This window comes from Amycolatopsis sp. NPDC045836 (assembly GCF_056431745.1).
On sequence record NZ_JBWKKF010000004.1, the window covers coordinates 120,080 to 135,679 of the forward strand.

Below are 15,600 nucleotides of genomic sequence, written 5' to 3' on the forward strand. Positions count from 1 at the left end.
CTGCCCGGCCCGGTGGACCTCCCGGCAACCCGCCCCGTGCTCCCGCGCCACCGTCCACCAAGCCGCACCAACCGACTTGGTGGACCCACACCCCCGATGAGGCCGCGCCGATGTCCACCGGGCCGCACCTGCCCGGCCCGGTCGATCTCCCGGCAACCCGCCCCCTGCTCCCGCGCCACCGTCCACCAAGCCGCACCAACCGGGCCTGGTGGACCTTCCAGCGCCCTGCCCCGGTGCGGCCGCGCCACACCCACCACCGACCCGGTGGACCTTCCGGCAACTCACCCCGGCGAGGCCGCGCCACACCCACCGGACCGCACCAACCAGCCCGGCCGACCTCCCGGCAACCCGCCCCGGTGCGACCGCGCCACACCCACCGGACCGCACCAACCAGCCCGGCCGACCTCCCGGCAACCCGCCCCGGTGCGGCCGCGCGATCGCACCGACCGGCTTGGCAGACCTCCCAGCGACCTGAACCACCTCCTCCGAGCGGCAGCACCGCTGTCCACCAGGCCGCACCGACCAGCTCGGCAACCTGCCCCGGAGGTCGCGCCGATGTCCACCAGGCCGCACCAACCGGCCCGGCCAGCCCCCGCAACCTGAGCAGCCCACCCCCACAAGGCAGCGCCGATGCCCCCCACCACCCCGATAAACCTCCCGACACCCTGAACCCCTCGTGAGGTCGCGCCGGTGTCTGGAGTGGGGGCCGGTTCAACAGCGACCTCACCCGCCGTGCCGGAGGCACGGCCACCAAAACTGTCGGTGGCGGGTGGTACTCCTGGTGCGATTGGTTCAGCCGAGCCGGGAGGAGGCCCGTCATGAGACTGCTCGTCGCCACTTCGGTGACCCAGGGCACACGCCGGAACGACTTCAGCTACTGCGTCGACGGTGAACTGGTCTGGGTGGGCCTGGTCTGCAGTGCGGACCAGGCCGATCCGGACGGGGGCTGCGGCTGCGGCCGCGCCTTCTCCGGGCTGAACTCCCACCGCGCCGGGACCACGGCGATGGTGGTGGACCGGCCGGGGTTCACCGAGGCCGACTACACCGAGGCCATCCGTTCCAGCCTGGACCAGCAGGGTTACCCGGCGGACATCGCCGGGGAGCTGGCGGCCAGCCTGCTCCGGCTGGCCGCGCACTACCCGGCGGGCACGGTGGTCGAACGCCGCCTCGACGACATCTTCCCCCGGGCCGTCGTGCCGTACCGGAGGCAGCGCTAGACCGGCCGCAGCGCCGACAGCAGGAGGTCGGCGTAGTGGTCGCCGACCTGCTGGGCGGACAGCGAGCCGCTGCGGCGGTACCACGAGCCGAGGTGGTGCACGCCGCCGAAGAAGAAGTCCAGCACCAGGTCCGCGGGCTTGTCGGCGCGGAACTCGCCGCTGGCCTGCCCCTCCTCGATCAGCGAGCGGAAGCGTTCGTGGTACTTGCGGCGCTCGGCCCGCACCGACTTCTGCTTCTCCGGGCTGAGGTGGTGCATCGACTGCATGAAGATGGTGGCGTCGTCGAGGTTGGCGATCGTGCTGACCACCACGTCCGACGCGGCGGCGCTGAGCCGTTCGGGCAGCGGCGCGTCCCCGGCCACCAGCCGTTCCAGCTGCTCGGTCTGCTCCCGCAGCACCCGCGCGTAGATCTCGTAGAGCAGGTCGTCCTTCGAGCCGAAGTAGTGGTACATCGCGCCCTTGGTGACCCCGGCCGCCTCGACGATCTCCTGCACCGAAGTCCGGTCGAAACCCTTCTTCGCGAACAGCTTGGTGGCCACCGAAAGCAGCCGCCGCGGTACCGACCCCGGAGCGTAACCGTTCTCCTCCACGGTGGTGCCCGGCTTGCCCGCGTTGGCCCGAGTCATCGCCCGGCCCCCTTCCCGTCACCCGGCTCACCTGCGGCGAGCCCTCCCTGCGCAGGCGCCGAGCGTACCGAGACGATGATCACCGTACGTACACCGCCCCGGCGGTCACCCCCGGGCCCGCAACTCCCGGCGCAGGATCTTGCCACTGACCGTCTTCGGCAGCTCGTCGAGCACCTCGATCGAACGCGGGTACTTGTAGGCGGCCAGTCGTTCGGCGCAGTAGCCGATCAGCTCGCGGGGGTCCGGCCGCTGCCCCGGCCGCGCGCTGACGTAGGCCTTCACCGTCTCGCCGCGGTAGTCGTCCGGCACGCCGACCACGGCGGCTTCCCGCACCGCCGGATGGGTGTAGAGCACGTCCTCCACCTCGCGCGGCCACACCTTGAAGCCCGAGGCGTTGATCATGTCCTTCTTGCGGTCGACCACGTACACCCAGCCGCCGGTGTCCATGAACCCGATGTCGCCGGTGCGCAGGCGGCCCGAAGGCAACGCGGCGGCGGTGTCGGCGGGCCGGTTCCAGTAGCCGGGCACCACCGTCGGCCCCTCGATCACGATCTCCCCCGGCTGTCCCGGCGGGACCTCGGCACCGCGGTCGTCGAGGATGCGCACCACGGTGTCCGGGGTCGGCAGGCCGACGGAGATGGTGCCGGATCCCGGGTCGATCGGCGCGCGCAGGGACGCGGGCACCGTGATGCAGCCCGCGGTGGTTTCGGTGAGGCCGTAGCCGTTGTGCAGGTAGTGGCCGAACCGTTCCTCGAAGGTCTTGACCACGGCCGGCGGCAGGGCGGCGCCGCCGGAGTAGAGCAGTTCGAAGGAGGCGAAGTGCTCACGGCCGGCCGCGGGGTGCGACATCAGCGCGAGGTACGCCGTGGCCGGGCCGACGGTGTAGGCGGGCCGGTGCTCGGCGAAGGCGTCGAGCACCACGCCCGGTTCGAACCGGTACGCCAGCACCAGCGTGCCCGCCAGGTCGATGGCCGACGCGAGTTCGCAGACCATGCCGGTGATGTGGAACAGCGGCGCCAGCGCGAACAGCGTGCTGCCCTCGGCCATGCCGCTGAAGTTCCGCAGCGAACCGGCGTTGACCGCGAGGTTGCGGTGGGTGTTGGTGGCGCCCTTCGGCAGGCCGCTGGTGCCGGAGGTGTAGCTGATCAACGCCACTTCGCTACCGCCGGGGTCCGGGCCGGGCGGGGTGCCGGGAGCGTCGTTGGCGACGTCGAGCAGATCGGCGGCGCCTTCGGTGGCTTCACCGACCACCGCGGCGAACACCCGGTCGTCGTCGCGGGTCTGCAGGTCCAGTTCGCTGGTGGTCAGCGCGATCTCGATGTCCCGCGCCGCCTCGGAAACCCCGCGGTTCCAGCCGCGTTGTGAGCAGACGACCGCGCGCACCCCGGCGTCGGCGAACACGTGCGCGAGTTCGGCCTGCCGGTACATCGGGTTGACCGGCACCACCACCCCGCCCGCCTTCCAGGTGCCGAGCAGCGCCAGCACGAACTGCGGGATGTTCTGCAGGATCAGCGCGAGCCGGTCGCCGCGCCGGAAACCCCGCGACAGCAGGTGGCCGGCCACGCCGTCGCTGAGCCGGTCCACCTCGGCGTAGGTGAGGCGGCCGTCGAAGTAGGCGATCGCGGCGCGGTCGGGGGCCGCGGCGACCGCCTGCCGGAACGCCGAAAGCACCGAGTCGTGCCAGACCGGGTCGGCGGCGAACAACCGCCGGTCGTACTGCGCCACCCACGGCCTGCTCTCGTACCAGCTCACCAGTCCTCCATCACGCACCGACCAGTCGGTATCGACGAAGCTACGCCTCGACGCCGACCTAAGCAACCGCTTAGTCTGGGGCGGAAAGGGAGGTGCCCGATGACCGAAACCACCGACGGGGTGCACTACGCCGTTTCCGCGGCCGGGGTCGCCACGCTGACCTTCGACCGCCCCGGGCGGCACAACGCGATGGACCCGGCGATGCGCACGAGGTACGGCAACACCCTGCGGGAAGCCGAGCGGGATCCGGCGGTGCGCGCGGTGGTGGTCACCGGCGCGGGCCGCTCGTTCTGCCCCGGCGCCGATCTCGACGCGCTGGCGAGCATCGGCGCCACCGGGGTGCCCGAGGACGCCGTGACCGCCGGGGAAGGCGGCCACGCCGACGTGCTCGCGGCGGCGGCGGTGGCGAAACCGGTGGTCGCCGCGATCAACGGCGGCTGCGCCGGGCTCGGCTTCGTGGTCGCCTGCGCCGCCGACGTCCGGTTCGCCGCCGAAGGCGCGAAGTTCACCACCGCGTTCGTGCGGCGCGGGCTGATCGCCGAGTACGGCATCGCGAAACTGCTGCCCGAACTCGTCGGCCGGGGCCGGGCGCTGGACCTGCTGCTGTCCGGGCGCACGTTCACCGCGGCGCAGGCGCTGGACTACGGGCTGGTGCAGGAGGTCGTCCCGGCGGACGAACTGCTCGGCGCGGCCACCGCGTACGCGGGCGAACTCGCCACCCACAGCGCACCCCGGTCGATGGCGCTGATCAAGGAGCAGGTGCGGGTGGAGGCCGCGATGCCACTGGCCGAATCGGCCCGGCGCGCCACGGAGCTGATGCTCGCCTCGTTCGGCCGCCCCGAGCTCGCCGAGGGCGTGCACAGCTGGAACGAGCGCCGGGCCCCGGTTTTTCCGCCCTACCCCAGCGAAAGCTGACCGGGCACGCCTTCGAAGGCGAGCAGGTACTCCTTGCGGGGCAGCCCGCCGCCGTAGCCGGTGAGGCTGCCGCCGCTGCCGATCACCCGGTGGCACGGCACCACGATGCTGATCGGGTTGCGGCCGTTGGCCGCGCCGACCGCGCGCACCGCGCTCGGCCGGCCCACCCTCGCCGCCAGTTCGGCGTAGGAAACGGTTTCCCCGAACGGGATCCGGCACAGCTCCGTCCACACCGCACGCTGGAACTCGGTGCCGTCGAAGTGCAGCGGCAGGTCGAATTCGGTGCGCTGCCCGGCGAAGTACTCCTTGAGCTGCAGGGTGGTCTCGGCGAACGGCGTCTCGTCGCGGTGGCCGAAGCTCTCCTGGGGCGGGCGGTGGCGCTGCTGCTCCATGTAGAGGCCGGCCAGCCGGTCGCCGGCGGCGACCAGGGTCAGCGCGCCGACGGGGCTGTCCACCACCGTGTGCACCCGGGTGGTCATGCGATTTCCCTTTCCTCGATGGGGTTTTCCAGGTATTGCGCGGCATAGGCCCGCCACGGCCGCCACCGCTGCCCGTCACCGGGCCGGGGGAAGGCGTCGGGATCACCCAGCGCACGCATCGCGATCAGCTCCACCTCGTCCGGCACGATTTCGGCCAGCCGCTGCCTGGCGCGCACCCAGTCGCTGCCCGCGCCGAGTTCGAGTTCACCGCCGGCCAGGGCACGCGCCAGTTCCGCGACCGGTTCCTCGCCGACCAGTCGCGCCGGTTCCGGGAACAGCAGCGAAAGCCCGCCGGCGGGGTCGCCGACCGGGTCGCCGTGCCGGGCGGCCAGGTCCGCCGCCCGCTCCCCCGCGACCGTCCGGATGGCGAACTCCGCGCCGTCCACCGTGCGCGGCACCCGGCGGCCGGGGCCCGCCGCGACCAGCGGGGCCAGGGTGGCGTCCTCGGCGAGTTGGGCGTCGACGGCCGCCGGGTCGGCGTCGAGGTCGAGCAGGCGGCGGCAGCGGTTGATCGCGGTGTGCAGGTCCCGCAGGTCGGTCAGCGACAGGTCGGCGGCGATGTGCCCGGGTGCCGGGCGCAGCGCGACGATGCCCGGCCCGTTCGGCAACCGCAGCGTGCGGCGGTACGCGCCGTCACGCCACTCCTCCACGCCCGGCAGCGCTTCGGCGGCGAGGGTCGCGAACAGCGCGTCGGCGTGCAGCGGGGCGCGGAAGGGCAGGCGCAGCGACAGCACCCCGGGACCCCCGCCACCGGTCCCGGCGCGGCGCCGCAGTTCGGTCGGGGACATCGCGAAGACCTCGCGCACGGTGTCGTTGAACGTGCGCAGGCTGGCGAACCCGGCGGCCAGCGCGACCTCGCCCATCGGCAGGGTGCTCGTCTCGATCAGCAGGCGCGCGGTCTGGGCCCGCTGCGCGCGGGCCAGCGCCAGCGGCCCGGCGCCGAGTTCGGCCAGCAGCTGCCGCTGCACCTGGCGCACGCTGTAGCCGAGGCGCCGCGCCAGCCCGTCCACGCCGTGGCGGTCGACCACCCCGTCGGCGATCAGCCGCATCGCCCTGGCCACCAGGTCGGCACGCTCGTTCCAGCGCGGTGAACCGGGGCTCGCGTCGGGGCGGCAGCGCTTGCACGCGCGGAACCCGGCCTGCTGCGCGGCTGCCGCGCTGGGCAGGAACCGCATGTTCTCCACCTTGGGCGGGACCACCGGGCAACTCGGGCGGCAGTAGATGCGCGTGGTCAGCACGGCGGTGAAGAACCAGCCGTCGAACCGGGCGTCCTTCGACCGCACGGCCCGCACGCAGCGCTCGGTGTCCTGGTGCACGTCCTGGTTTTCCCGCACCGCACCAGCATCGCCGGACCCGCGCCGCCGCGCTAGCGAAAAAACGACAGCTGCCTAGGGGCGTACCCCGAACGACGGGCGGCCGAGCAGCCTCGGCAGGACGCGGTAGGCGTCGGTGACCCAGTCGCACAGGCGGGCCCGGGTTTCGCGGGGGTCGATGACGTCCTCCACGCCGGACCGCTCCGCCGTCCGGAACGGCGAACGCACCCGGTCCAGCCGCTCGCGGAGCTGCGCCAGCAGCGCGCCCGGGTCCTCGGCGGCCTCCAGTTCGGCGCGGTAGGCGGCCTCGATGCCGCCCTCGACCGGCAGGGAACCCCAGTCCCCCGACGGCCACGCCCAGCGCCGCACCAGGCGGTGCCGGTTGGTCATCCCGGCGCCGCCCACGCCGAACACCCGCCGCACGATCACCTCGGCCGCGAGGTACCCCCGCCTGGTAGACCGCGGTGATCGCCCGTGCGCCGCGGCGGATCGAGCCCCGCCGCTCCCCCGCCAGGCCGATCACCATGCCCGCCTGGTCGGTCAGGCTGACCAGCGGCAGGTGGAAGGTCTCGCACCGGTCGACCAGCCGGGTGATCGCGTCGGCCCCCGTGGCGGTCAGCGTCGCCCCGCGGTACGGGTCGGTGGCCAGCACGCCGACCGGGTGCCCGGCCAGCCGCGCCAGCCCGGTGCAGGCCGAGCCGCCGTAGCAGGCGTGGTCGAACACCGAGCCCTCGTCGAACACCGCGTCCAGCAGCGGCCGCAACCGGTGCGGTTTGCGCCGGTCACGCGGCACCAGCGAAAGCAGGCCCTCCTCGGCCCTGGCGGGGTCGCCGGAAACCGGCCCCACCGGCGGCAGCGAGTCCACATTGGACGTCAGGTAGGACAGGAAGGCCCTGATCACCGCGAACGCCTCGGCCTCACTGCGCACGATCCGCTCGACCGCACCGCTGCGCCGGTGCACCGCCGCCCCGCCCAGCTCCTCTTTGGACAGGTCCTCGCCGGTGGCGTGCCGGACCAGTGGCGGCCCGGCGGCGAACAGCTGCCCGGCCCCTTCGACCAGCACGCACAGGTGCGACATCACCGCCCGCGCCGCGCCGAGCCCGGCGACCGGGCCGAGGCAGGCCGAGACCACCGGTACCGCGGAGAGGTTGTCCACTACCAGGTCCCAGCCCGGTTGACGGGCACGTAGGTGAACCCGAAGCCCTCCAGCGACTTCACGCTGCCGCCACCGCCGGTGCCCTCGATCAACCGCACCAGCGGCATGCCGAGTTCGTTCGCCAGCTGCTCGGCGTGGATCTGCTTGCCGATGATGCCCGCGTCGGCCGCGCCACCGCGCACGGTGAAGTCGTCCGCGCCGAGCGCAACCCGGCGGCCGTCGAGGCGGGCGGTCCGCAGACGAAGTTGGCCGGGGTGAACCCGGTCAGCTCACCGTCCTCCGTGTACTCGCCGAACCCGGCGAGCACGCCGATCTCGTCGAAGCTGCCCGGATCGGCCAGTGCCTCGATCCGCTCGCGCACGGTGAGCCGCCCGGCGGCGTGCTAGCGGGCGATCTTGGCCTCCCCGCCCATGCGGTGGGCCAGTTCGCGCCGCCGGGCGATTTCCCGGCCTCCGGGCGCCAGTCGCCGGTCATCTCACCCCTCCAGCGCTTCGACCTTCCGCTGCAGCTTGTTCATCCCGCCCAGCCAGCGATCGGTCTGCGTGGCGCGGGCGGCGTAGTAGCCGGCGACCTCGGGGTGCGGCAGCACCAGGAACCGCTTGGCCTCGATCGCCTCCACCAGCGCGTCGGCCACCTGCTCCGGCTCGATCGCCGACGCGCCCATCAGCAACTGCCCGCCCTTGCCGGTGTTGGCCAGCATGTTCGTGCGCACGCCCTGCGGGCAGACCGCGTGCACGTCGATGCCGCGGTGGCGGTAGGTCGCGCTGAGCCATTCGGCGAAGGCCAGCGCACCGTGCTTGGTCACCGAGTACGGCGCCGAACCCAGGCTGGTCAGCAGGCCCGCGGCGGACACCGTGGCGACGAACCGGCCCCGGCCGCGGTCGAGCCAGGCGGGCAGCAGCGCGCCGGCCGCCCGCACGTGCGCCATCACGTTGACCTCCCAGGCCGCCGCCCACGCCTCTTCGGCGCTGTCCACCCCGCCCAGCGGCGCGATCCCGGCGTTGGCGCAGAAGACGTCGATCTCGCCGAGCGCTGCCCGCGCGTGCTCGATGAGCCGTTGCACGCCGTCCGCTTCGGCGACGTCACCGGCGAACGCGGTGCCGCCGATCTCCTCGGCGACCGCGGCGGCCGCTTCCCCGTTCAGGTCGGCCACGACCACCCGGGCGCCCTCGGCCCGGAACCGCCGCGCCATCGCGGCGCCGATGCCGGCGCCACCCCCGGTGACGACGATCCCGGCGTCGGCCAGTCCGGCGCTCACAGGCCACCGACCAGCGTGCGGCCCCCGTCGAGCACCATGGTCTGGCCGGTGACCCAGCCCGCTTCGTCCGAGAGCAGGAAGGCGACCGCACCCGCGATGTCCTCGGGCAGGCCGAGCCGCTTCATCGGGTAGGCCGCGGAAACCTCTTCTTCGCGGCCTTCGTAGAGCGCGGTGGCGAACTTGGTCTTCACCACGGCGGGCGCCACCGCGTTGACCCGGATACCCGGCCCCAGTTCGGCCCCGAGTTCCACGGTCAGCCGGATCAGCGCGGCCTTGCTGATGCCGTACATGCCGATGCCCGGTGAGGCCCCCAGCCCGGCGACCGAGGCCACGTTGACCACCGAACCGCCGTGCTCGCCCATCCACGCGTCCCGCGCCTGCCGGGTCCACGCCAGCGGCGCGAGCACGTTGACCGCGAGGATCTTCGCCGCCGCCTCGGGATCGATGTCCAGCGTGGGGCCGTAGACCGGGTTGATGCCGGTGTTGTTGACCAGCATGTCGAGGCTGCCGAAGGTGTCCACCGCGGTGGCGACCGCCTCGGCCTGGTGCGCCGGGTCGTCGGCCTTGCCGGGCACCGCCACGGCGTGGTCCGGCCCGCCCAGTTCCCGCACGGCCTCGGCCAGCGGTTCCGGCTTGCGCGCGGTGATGAGCACCTTGGCGCCGCGCTCGACCAGGGTGCGGGCGATGCCGAGGCCGATGCCGCGGCTCGCGCCGGTGACGATCGCGACCCGGTCCTTCAACGAGTTCACTGTGTGGTCTCCCTTGTCAGCCGAACAGCGAGCTAAGCGCTCGCTTACAATGCGAAGCGGTGGGCGGCCTGTCAAGCCCGCCACGATCGGGGAGGTTGCCGCGATGAGCGTGCCGAGCGAGCCGGACGGCGCGGTGTCCGCCGAGCCTGCCGAACTGCCTGCCGAACTGCCCGCCGAACTGTGGCCCGACGTGCAGCCCGACGCGGCCCGGCGGCTGATGCTGGCCGGGGTCGAGTCCTTCGCGCGCCGCGGGTTCCACGCCACCACCACCCGGGACATCGCCGGGCGCGCCGGGATGAGCCCGGCGGCGCTGTACGTGCACTTCCCGTCGAAGGCGGCGCTGCTGTTCGCGATCAGCAAGTACGGCCACGAGCAGACGCTGCTGCTGGTCGAGCGCGTGGTGGCCCGGCAGGCTCCGGCCACCGAGAAGATGGTCGCGCTGGTGGAGGACTTCGTCGCCTGGCACGCGCGGCGGCACACCGTGGCCAGGGTGGTGCAGTATGAACTGCAGGCCCTGCCCGAGGCCGAGTACGAAGAGGTCGGCAGGCTGCGGCGGCGCATCGAGGAACTGGTCCGCGAACTGATCACCGAGGGCGTGGCGTCCGGCGAGTTCACCGTGCCGGAGCCGCGCACCGCCGCCAGGGCGGTGCTCTCCCTCGGCGTCGACGTGGCGCGCTGGTACAGCGACCGGATGCGCAAGTCACCCACCGCACTCGGCCGGGAGTACGCCGGCCTGGTGCTCGGCATGCTGGGCGCCAAGCGCTGACGAGGGGTCCGCACGGCCACAGGATGACATACTAAGCGGTCGGTCAGCCAGCCCGGGTGAACCGCGCGGCCAGCTCACGCACGTGCGCGGCCAGCTCCGGCGGGTCCTCCACCTCGAAGTCGCAGCCGAACCTGGCCAGGTAGAACGGGATTTCCTCGAGCCGGGCGCCACCGGCGTGCAACCGGCAGCTGTGCTCGTCGATCGGCTCGACCTCGCCGATGGACGCGCCGACCAGTTCGGCCACCTGCTCGGCGGGCGCGTGCAGCTTCACCCGGCAGTGGTACCGGTAGGGCGCGTCCGAGAGCTGACGCGTGACGTAGGCGCGGAGGTCGTCGGCGGGCGGTTCACGCGGGGTGAACCGCCCGGCGGCACGCGGTTCGTCGGTGATCCGGTCGACGCGGAAGGTGCGCCAGGCCGCCTTGCCGACATCCCAGGCGAGCAGGTACCAGCGGCGCCCGGTGCAGGCCAGCTTCAGCGGTTCGACCCGGCGTTCGGTGGCCGTGCCGTCGGCGGCCGCGTAGGCGAACCGGAGCCGTTCGGTGTCGCGGCAGGCGGCGGCGAGCACGGTCAGCCGGGCGGGTTCGACCGCCGAAACGCCCCCGGCCAGCGGCAGGGTCACCGAGCGCACCGCGTGCACCCGGTGCCGGAGCCGGGCGGGCAGCACCTGGTCGAGCTTGGTCAGCGCCCGCAGCGAGGACTCCTCGATCCCGGTCACCGTGCCGCCGGCCGCGGTGCTCAGGCTGACCGCGACGGCCACGGCTTCGTCGTCGTCCAGCAGCAACGGCGGCAGCGCCGCCCCGGCGCCGAGCCGGTACCCGCCGGTCACCCCCGGCGACGAGCGCACCGGATAACCCAGCTCACGCAGGCGGTCGACGTCCCGGCGCACGGTCCGCACGTCCACCCCGAGGCGGGCGGCGAGTTCGGCCCCCGCCCACTCGCGGCGCACCTGCAGCAACGCCAGCAGGCGCAGCACCCTGGCCGAAGTCTTCATGGTCACCTTTCCACCGAGGACACAACCTGTCCTGAATGCCCCCTAGCTTGGGGACCATGAGCGAAGAGATCAAGCCGTTCCGCCTCGACTTCCCCGAAGCCGCCCTCGACGACCTGCGCGCGCGGCTCGCCCGCACCCGCTGGCCGGACGAACTGCCCGGCGTCGGCTGGGCGCAGGGCGTGCCGGTGACCTACCTGCGGGAGCTGGCCGAGTACTGGCGCACCGGGTACGACTGGCGCGCGGCGGAGCGGGAGCTGAACGCCCACCCGCAGTTCACCACCGAGATCGACGGGCAGCGGGTGCACTTCCTGCACGTGCGGTCGGGAAACCCGGACGCCACGCCGCTGCTGCTCACCCACGGCTGGCCCGGCTCGATCGTCGAGTTCCTGGACGTGATCGACCTGCTGAGCGGCGAATTCCACCTGGTGGTGCCGTCGCTGCCGGGGTTCGGGCTGTCCGGGCCGACCACGGAGAGCGGCTGGACCTCGCCGCGGATCGCCCGCGCCTGGGTCGAGCTGATGGACCGGCTCGGTTACCGGCGGTTCGGCGTGCAGGGCGGGGACACCGGCGCGATCGTCTCGCCGGAGATCGCCCGGCTGGTCCCCGGCCGGGTCATCGGCGTGCACTGCAACGGCCTGACCGCGTTCACCCCGCCGGGACCGGACGAGGTGCTCACCGAGGCCGAGCAGGCCAGGGTGGACCGGCTCGCCTACCTCGAAGCCGAGCAGTCCGGGTACGCGATGATCCAGATCAGCCGCCCGCAGACGCTGGCGTTCGGGCTCACCGACTCCCCGGCGGGGCAGCTGGCCTGGATCGTGGAGAAGTTCTTCGAATGGACCGATCCGGCGGCGAAGCTGCCGGAGGAGGCCGTCGACCGCGACCGGCTGCTCACCAACGTCACGCTCTACTGGCTGACCGGCACCGCCGCGTCGTCCGCCCGGCTGTACCACGAGACCGCGCACGCGGGCGCGTGGAGTGCGGCGGAGAAGTCGGCGGTGCCGACCGGGGTCGCGGTGTTCCCGAACGACGTGTCGATCCGGCGGACCGTGGAACGCGAGCACACCGTCGTGCACTGGGCCGAATACGACCGCGGCGGGCACTTCGCCGCGATGGAGGCCCCCGGCCTGCTGGCGGCGGACATCCGGGAGTTCTTCCGCGCACTAGGGTGACCGGCATGCTGGACGAGGAGAGCATGCTGGCCGTGGCCAGGGAGGAAGCCCGCCGCGGCGGGGCCGGGGGCGGGGTGCCGATCGGCGCCGCTCTGTTCACCGTGGACGGTGAGCTGCTCGGCCGGGGGCACAACCGCCGCGTGCAGGACGGTGATCCATCGATGCACGCGGAGACCGCGGCGTTCCGCGACGCGGGCCGCCGCCCGCACTACCGAGACACGGTGATGGTGACCACGCTCTCGCCGTGCTGGTACTGCTCGGGGCTGGTGCGCCAGTTCGGCATCGGCCGCGTGGTGATCGGCGAGGCCGAAACCTTCCACGGCGGGCACGACTGGCTCGCCGAGCACGGCGTGGCGATCAGCGTCCTGAACGACCCGGCGTGCACGGAACTGATGCGCGAGTTCATCGCCGCGCGGCCGGAGCTGTGGTTTGAGGACATCGGGCGGGAATAGGCGTCACGGCATGGTGCGCACCCGGTCCCGGCCCGCTTCCTTGGCCACGTACAGCGCCCGGTCCGCGGCGGCGATCAGCAGGTCGAGGGTGTGGCCGTCGCGGGGCTGCGCCGCCACGCCGATCGAGACGGTGATGCCGATTTCGCCGCCCGCCACCGGAATGGTCAGCGCGGCCACCCGGTGGCGGATGCGCTCGGCGATGGTGACCGCGTCGAACCGGTTGGTGGCCGGCAGCAGGATCACGAACTCCTCACCGCCGAACCGGGCCAGCACGTCGGCGGCACGCACCTCGGCCCGCAACGCCGCGGCCACCGCCAGCAGCACCCGGTCGCCCGCCAGGTGCCCGTGCCGGTCGTTGATCACCTTGAAGTGGTCGAGGTCCAGCATCAGCACCCCGGCGGGCAGGCCGCGCCTGACGCCCCTGGCCAGTTCCGCGGTGGCGATCTCGGTCCACCGCACGGCGTTGAGCAGGCCGGTCTTGCCGTCGGCTTCGGCCTGCTCGCGCAGTTGCTGGACCAGGGTGCTCCGGTGCAGCACCAGGGTCACGCCCAGGATCAGCACCAGCACCGGCGGCCAGTCCACCAGCGCCCAGGCCAGCAGCACGCCCAGCCCGATCGTCGCCGCTTCGAGCGCGTACTCCGCCGGGGAGAACATCGCCTCGCGCAACCGCGTGCCGGGGCGGCTGCGGTGCACCGCGAAGGTGATCAGCGCGGTGTTGCTCAGCCCGTAGAGCAGGGCGGCGGCGAAGATGGCGAACTCCCGCGGTGCGAACGGCACCAGGTTCGCCAGGAACGCCGCCACGATCGAGGCGGCGGCGCTGAAGGTCTGGCGGTAGACCGGCCGGTGGCGCACGCGCAGCCAGCGGTAGGCGAAGGAGACGGCGATGACCACCGCGGCCAGGCCGGGGTGCAGCAGCAGCGCCGCGGCGAACATCCAGACCGAGTTGAGGTCGATGTGCGGGCGGTCGAGCAGTTCGGCGCGGCTGCGTTCGATCGACCGCGACACCTCGACGTAGAGCAGGCAGCAGGCGAGCAGGGTCCAGAACGGACGCCAGTCGCCCGGCGGCACCGGCAGCTGGTGGAAGGCCGCGGCCGTGCCGGTGAGCGCGGCCAGGTCGACCGCGAGCACGTAACCGACGAGCAACCGGTCGGGCAGCCGCCACAGCCGCCAGCGGCCGACGGCGAACACCCCGAACGGTTCCCAGCCGGACCGGGACCCCTCCCCCTCCACCTCGTCAAGGAAACCACTGTTCATCCCGGAATGACTCGGGCAATCGGCGGAACCCCGGCCACGCAACGAGCACGAACCGCTCCCAACGGCGAGCCGGGTTTCGGGGGGCGCGCGAGCACCGGGATCTTGGTGACGGCCGCGTGCTCGGCCGAGCCCCCGACCCACGCCGGGGGTACCGGTGCCCGCTGAGGGCGAGCGGCGCAGGGAAGCCGGTGCCGCCGAAGGGCTCGACGTGGGGCGGCGGCGCAGGACCCGTGTGCGGCCTCCAGCCTCTCAGCAGACAACGCTGAACTTCATCGCGGCAGGCACACCAGCCAAGCCCAAGGGCGAGCCACCGGGCGCACGGCGGCGAGGTGCCCAGCCGGGGGCACGGCGGCGAGGTGTCTGCCGCCGGGAAGCCGGTGCGTGTGGTGACCAGCCGGGCGACCCCCGTGCGAGTGCTGGCCTCAGTGCCGCGGCCTGGCCGGCATCGGGTGCGGGCCGGACGGGCGGGCGAGGCCCCGCGGCGCTGAAAGGCAAAGGGAACCGGTGGGTGGAGCTCAGGCGGCGGCGACGGTGCCGCCGACCACGGCCCAGCCCGCCGGGGTGAGTTCGGCGCGGACGCGGCTGCCGGGCAGCGCGGCCTCGGCCGGGCGGAGGTAACCGCCGTGCGCCAGTGCGTGCGCGGTGACCTGGTCGCAGCAGGCGAAGCCGTCGATGAACAGGTCGGGCTCGCAGCTGCCGGACATCATCGCCCGCTGCTCGGCCACGGCGCGGAGCATGGCCAAGGCGCGATGGCTCAGTTCGTCACTTTGCTCGGACATCAGACTGTCCCCCTGGATATGTAACCCTCTGTTACTTGGCTATCGAACGTTGGTCCGAAAGCGTTAGCCAGTTGGTGAGACGGATTTCACAGTGTTCTGGTTCCCGGTTCTGGTTCCCGCCCGTTCCGGCAGGGTCCCGGCGAGCGCGGGCTCCAGCATCCGGGCCCACTGGCGCACGATCCGGCGCCGCCGCCGGGCGTCGTCGCTGAGCAGGTTCGCCAGGCCGAGCCCCCGGGCCAGGTCCAGCGTGGCCTGCACGGTTTCCCGGACCCCCGGCCGGGACTCGTCGGCACCGAGCAGTTCCAGCGCGACCCGGTGCGCCTCCCGGCCGACCCGCGCCTCCAGCGGCGCGAGCACGGCCAGCAGCTTCTCGTCGGTGGAAGCCGCCACCCACAGCTGCAGGGCCGCGCGGAACATCGGGCCGGTGTAGAGGTTCAGCAGCATCTCGGCGACCGCCTCGGCGCGGGACGGGCCACCCGGCAGCAGTTCCACGTGCCGCCGCAGTTCGGCCAGCTGCACCTCCCCCACCTGCTCCACCGCGGCGACCACCAGGTCCTCGCGGGTCGGGAAGTGGTGCTGGGCGGCACCACGGGAGACCCCGGCCTGCTCGGCCACCATCGCCACCGTGGTGCCGTGCCAGCCCCGCGTGGCCAGGCACTCGACGGCGGCCTCGACCAGCCGCCGCCGGGTGGTCCGGCTCCGCTCCTGCTGTGGTTCGCGCATG

At 73.2% G+C, this 15,600-nt stretch carries 17 protein-coding genes and 1 pseudogene; 5 read left to right on the forward strand and 13 right to left on the reverse strand.

Annotated elements, in window-relative coordinates; genetic code table 11:
- Positions 1-818: 818 nt before the first annotated feature.
- Entirely contained in the window at positions 819-1,217 is a 399-nt protein-coding gene (locus AC07EG_RS07965; RefSeq protein WP_478252280.1) for a DUF7715 family protein, read from the forward strand.
- Here the strand turns inward: AC07EG_RS07965 and AC07EG_RS07970 are convergent.
- Together AC07EG_RS07970 and AC07EG_RS07975 are read right to left on the reverse strand one after the other, a co-directional pair.
- Positions 1,214-1,843 (reverse strand): TetR/AcrR family transcriptional regulator, encoded by a 630-nt coding sequence (locus AC07EG_RS07970; protein WP_478252281.1) that lies wholly within the window; start codon positions 1,841-1,843, stop codon positions 1,214-1,216. The genes AC07EG_RS07965 and AC07EG_RS07970 overlap by 4 nt on opposite strands.
- Before the next feature lie 105 nt (positions 1,844-1,948).
- Positions 1,949-3,595, reverse strand: coding sequence for a class I adenylate-forming enzyme family protein (locus AC07EG_RS07975; RefSeq protein WP_478252282.1), 1,647 nt, complete (start codon positions 3,593-3,595; stop codon positions 1,949-1,951).
- A gap of 99 nt (positions 3,596-3,694) precedes the next feature.
- On the opposite strand from AC07EG_RS07975, the gene AC07EG_RS07980 reads away from it, so the two are divergent.
- Complete coding sequence (locus AC07EG_RS07980; RefSeq protein ID WP_478252283.1) at positions 3,695-4,510, forward strand: enoyl-CoA hydratase-related protein; 816 nt, start codon at positions 3,695-3,697, stop codon at positions 4,508-4,510.
- Here the strand turns inward: AC07EG_RS07980 and AC07EG_RS07985 are convergent.
- The 7 genes and pseudogenes from AC07EG_RS07985 to AC07EG_RS08015 all read right to left on the reverse strand — a co-directional run bounded on the left by AC07EG_RS07985 (position 4,492) and on the right by AC07EG_RS08015 (position 9,465).
- On the reverse strand, positions 4,492-4,989 hold the full coding sequence (locus AC07EG_RS07985; RefSeq protein WP_478252284.1) for a methylated-DNA--[protein]-cysteine S-methyltransferase: 498 nt from the start codon (positions 4,987-4,989) through the stop codon (positions 4,492-4,494). The genes AC07EG_RS07980 and AC07EG_RS07985 overlap by 19 nt on opposite strands.
- Positions 4,986-6,305 (reverse strand): bifunctional transcriptional activator/DNA repair enzyme AdaA, encoded by a 1,320-nt coding sequence (locus tag AC07EG_RS07990; RefSeq protein ID WP_478252610.1) that lies wholly within the window; start codon positions 6,303-6,305, stop codon positions 4,986-4,988. The genes AC07EG_RS07985 and AC07EG_RS07990 overlap by 4 nt, the downstream gene beginning before the upstream one ends.
- 72 nt (positions 6,306-6,377) lie before the next feature.
- Positions 6,378-6,725 carry a carboxyl transferase domain-containing protein gene (locus AC07EG_RS07995; protein ID WP_478252285.1) on the reverse strand — a complete coding sequence of 116 codons (348 nt, stop codon included), beginning with the start codon at positions 6,723-6,725 and terminating at the stop codon, positions 6,378-6,380.
- 76 nt (positions 6,726-6,801) lie between these two features.
- Positions 6,802-7,458: pseudogene (locus tag AC07EG_RS08000) on the reverse strand (carboxyl transferase domain-containing protein); the annotation flags it as partial.
- A complete protein-coding gene (locus tag AC07EG_RS08005) occupies positions 7,458-7,640 on the reverse strand; it encodes a hypothetical protein (protein ID WP_478252286.1) in 183 nt (60 codons plus the stop codon). The pseudogene AC07EG_RS08000 and the gene AC07EG_RS08005, both read right to left, overlap by 1 nt.
- A gap of 293 nt (positions 7,641-7,933) precedes the next feature.
- On the reverse strand, positions 7,934-8,716 hold the full coding sequence (locus tag AC07EG_RS08010; protein WP_478252287.1) for an SDR family oxidoreductase: 783 nt from the start codon (positions 8,714-8,716) through the stop codon (positions 7,934-7,936).
- On the reverse strand, positions 8,713-9,465 hold the full coding sequence (locus AC07EG_RS08015; protein WP_478252288.1) for an SDR family oxidoreductase: 753 nt from the start codon (positions 9,463-9,465) through the stop codon (positions 8,713-8,715). The genes AC07EG_RS08010 and AC07EG_RS08015 overlap by 4 nt, the downstream gene beginning before the upstream one ends.
- A gap of 217 nt (positions 9,466-9,682) precedes the next feature.
- Between AC07EG_RS08015 and AC07EG_RS08020 the strand changes: the two genes are divergently transcribed.
- Positions 9,683-10,231 carry a TetR/AcrR family transcriptional regulator gene (locus AC07EG_RS08020; RefSeq protein WP_478252611.1) on the forward strand — a complete coding sequence of 183 codons (549 nt, stop codon included), beginning with the start codon at positions 9,683-9,685 and terminating at the stop codon, positions 10,229-10,231.
- A 43-nt stretch (positions 10,232-10,274) separates the two neighbouring features.
- Here the strand turns inward: AC07EG_RS08020 and AC07EG_RS08025 are convergent, their stop codons facing one another.
- Entirely contained in the window at positions 10,275-11,222 is a 948-nt protein-coding gene (locus AC07EG_RS08025) for a helix-turn-helix transcriptional regulator (RefSeq protein WP_478252612.1), read from the reverse strand.
- A 56-nt stretch (positions 11,223-11,278) separates the two neighbouring features.
- On the opposite strand from AC07EG_RS08025, the gene AC07EG_RS08030 reads away from it, so the two are divergent.
- Complete coding sequence (locus AC07EG_RS08030) at positions 11,279-12,391, forward strand: epoxide hydrolase family protein (RefSeq protein ID WP_478252289.1); 1,113 nt, start codon at positions 11,279-11,281, stop codon at positions 12,389-12,391.
- A 5-nt stretch (positions 12,392-12,396) separates the two neighbouring features.
- Positions 12,397-12,843 carry a nucleoside deaminase gene (locus tag AC07EG_RS08035; RefSeq protein WP_478252290.1) on the forward strand — a complete coding sequence of 149 codons (447 nt, stop codon included), beginning with the start codon at positions 12,397-12,399 and terminating at the stop codon, positions 12,841-12,843.
- Positions 12,844-12,846: 3 nt separating this feature from the next.
- Here the strand turns inward: AC07EG_RS08035 and AC07EG_RS08040 are convergent, their stop codons facing one another.
- The 3 genes from AC07EG_RS08040 to AC07EG_RS08050 form a co-directional block, all read right to left on the reverse strand.
- Positions 12,847-14,097, reverse strand: coding sequence for a GGDEF domain-containing protein (locus tag AC07EG_RS08040; RefSeq protein ID WP_478252291.1), 1,251 nt, complete (start codon positions 14,095-14,097; stop codon positions 12,847-12,849).
- 515 nt (positions 14,098-14,612) lie between these two features.
- Positions 14,613-14,876, reverse strand: a complete 264-nt coding sequence (locus tag AC07EG_RS08045; protein ID WP_478252292.1) for a hypothetical protein — start codon at positions 14,874-14,876, stop codon at positions 14,613-14,615.
- Positions 14,877-14,939: 63 nt separating this feature from the next.
- Entirely contained in the window at positions 14,940-15,599 is a 660-nt protein-coding gene (locus tag AC07EG_RS08050; protein ID WP_478252293.1) for a TetR/AcrR family transcriptional regulator, read from the reverse strand.
- Between the last annotated feature and the right edge of the window lies 1 nt (position 15,600).

What these genes read in the sequence shown, in the direction of transcription:
- AC07EG_RS07965 (WP_478252280.1), top strand. Translation starts at nt 819, where the DNA reads ATGAGACTGCTCGTCGCCACTTCGGTGACCCAGGGCACACGCCGGAAC.
- AC07EG_RS07970 (WP_478252281.1), bottom strand. Translation starts at nt 1,843, where the DNA reads ATGACTCGGGCCAACGCGGGCAAGCCGGGCACCACCGTGGAGGAGAAC.
- AC07EG_RS07980 (WP_478252283.1), top strand. Translation starts at nt 3,695, where the DNA reads ATGACCGAAACCACCGACGGGGTGCACTACGCCGTTTCCGCGGCCGGG.
- AC07EG_RS07985 (WP_478252284.1), bottom strand. Translation starts at nt 4,989, where the DNA reads ATGACCACCCGGGTGCACACGGTGGTGGACAGCCCCGTCGGCGCGCTG.
- AC07EG_RS08020 (WP_478252611.1), top strand. Translation starts at nt 9,683, where the DNA reads ATGCTGGCCGGGGTCGAGTCCTTCGCGCGCCGCGGGTTCCACGCCACC.
- AC07EG_RS08025 (WP_478252612.1), bottom strand. Translation starts at nt 11,222, where the DNA reads ATGAAGACTTCGGCCAGGGTGCTGCGCCTGCTGGCGTTGCTGCAGGTG.
- AC07EG_RS08030 (WP_478252289.1), top strand. Translation starts at nt 11,279, where the DNA reads ATGAGCGAAGAGATCAAGCCGTTCCGCCTCGACTTCCCCGAAGCCGCC.
- AC07EG_RS08035 (WP_478252290.1), top strand. Translation starts at nt 12,397, where the DNA reads ATGCTGGACGAGGAGAGCATGCTGGCCGTGGCCAGGGAGGAAGCCCGC.
- AC07EG_RS08040 (WP_478252291.1), bottom strand. Translation starts at nt 14,097, where the DNA reads ATGAACAGTGGTTTCCTTGACGAGGTGGAGGGGGAGGGGTCCCGGTCC.
- AC07EG_RS08045 (WP_478252292.1), bottom strand. Translation starts at nt 14,876, where the DNA reads ATGTCCGAGCAAAGTGACGAACTGAGCCATCGCGCCTTGGCCATGCTC.
- AC07EG_RS08050 (WP_478252293.1), bottom strand. Translation starts at nt 15,599, where the DNA reads ATGCGCGAACCACAGCAGGAGCGGAGCCGGACCACCCGGCGGCGGCTG.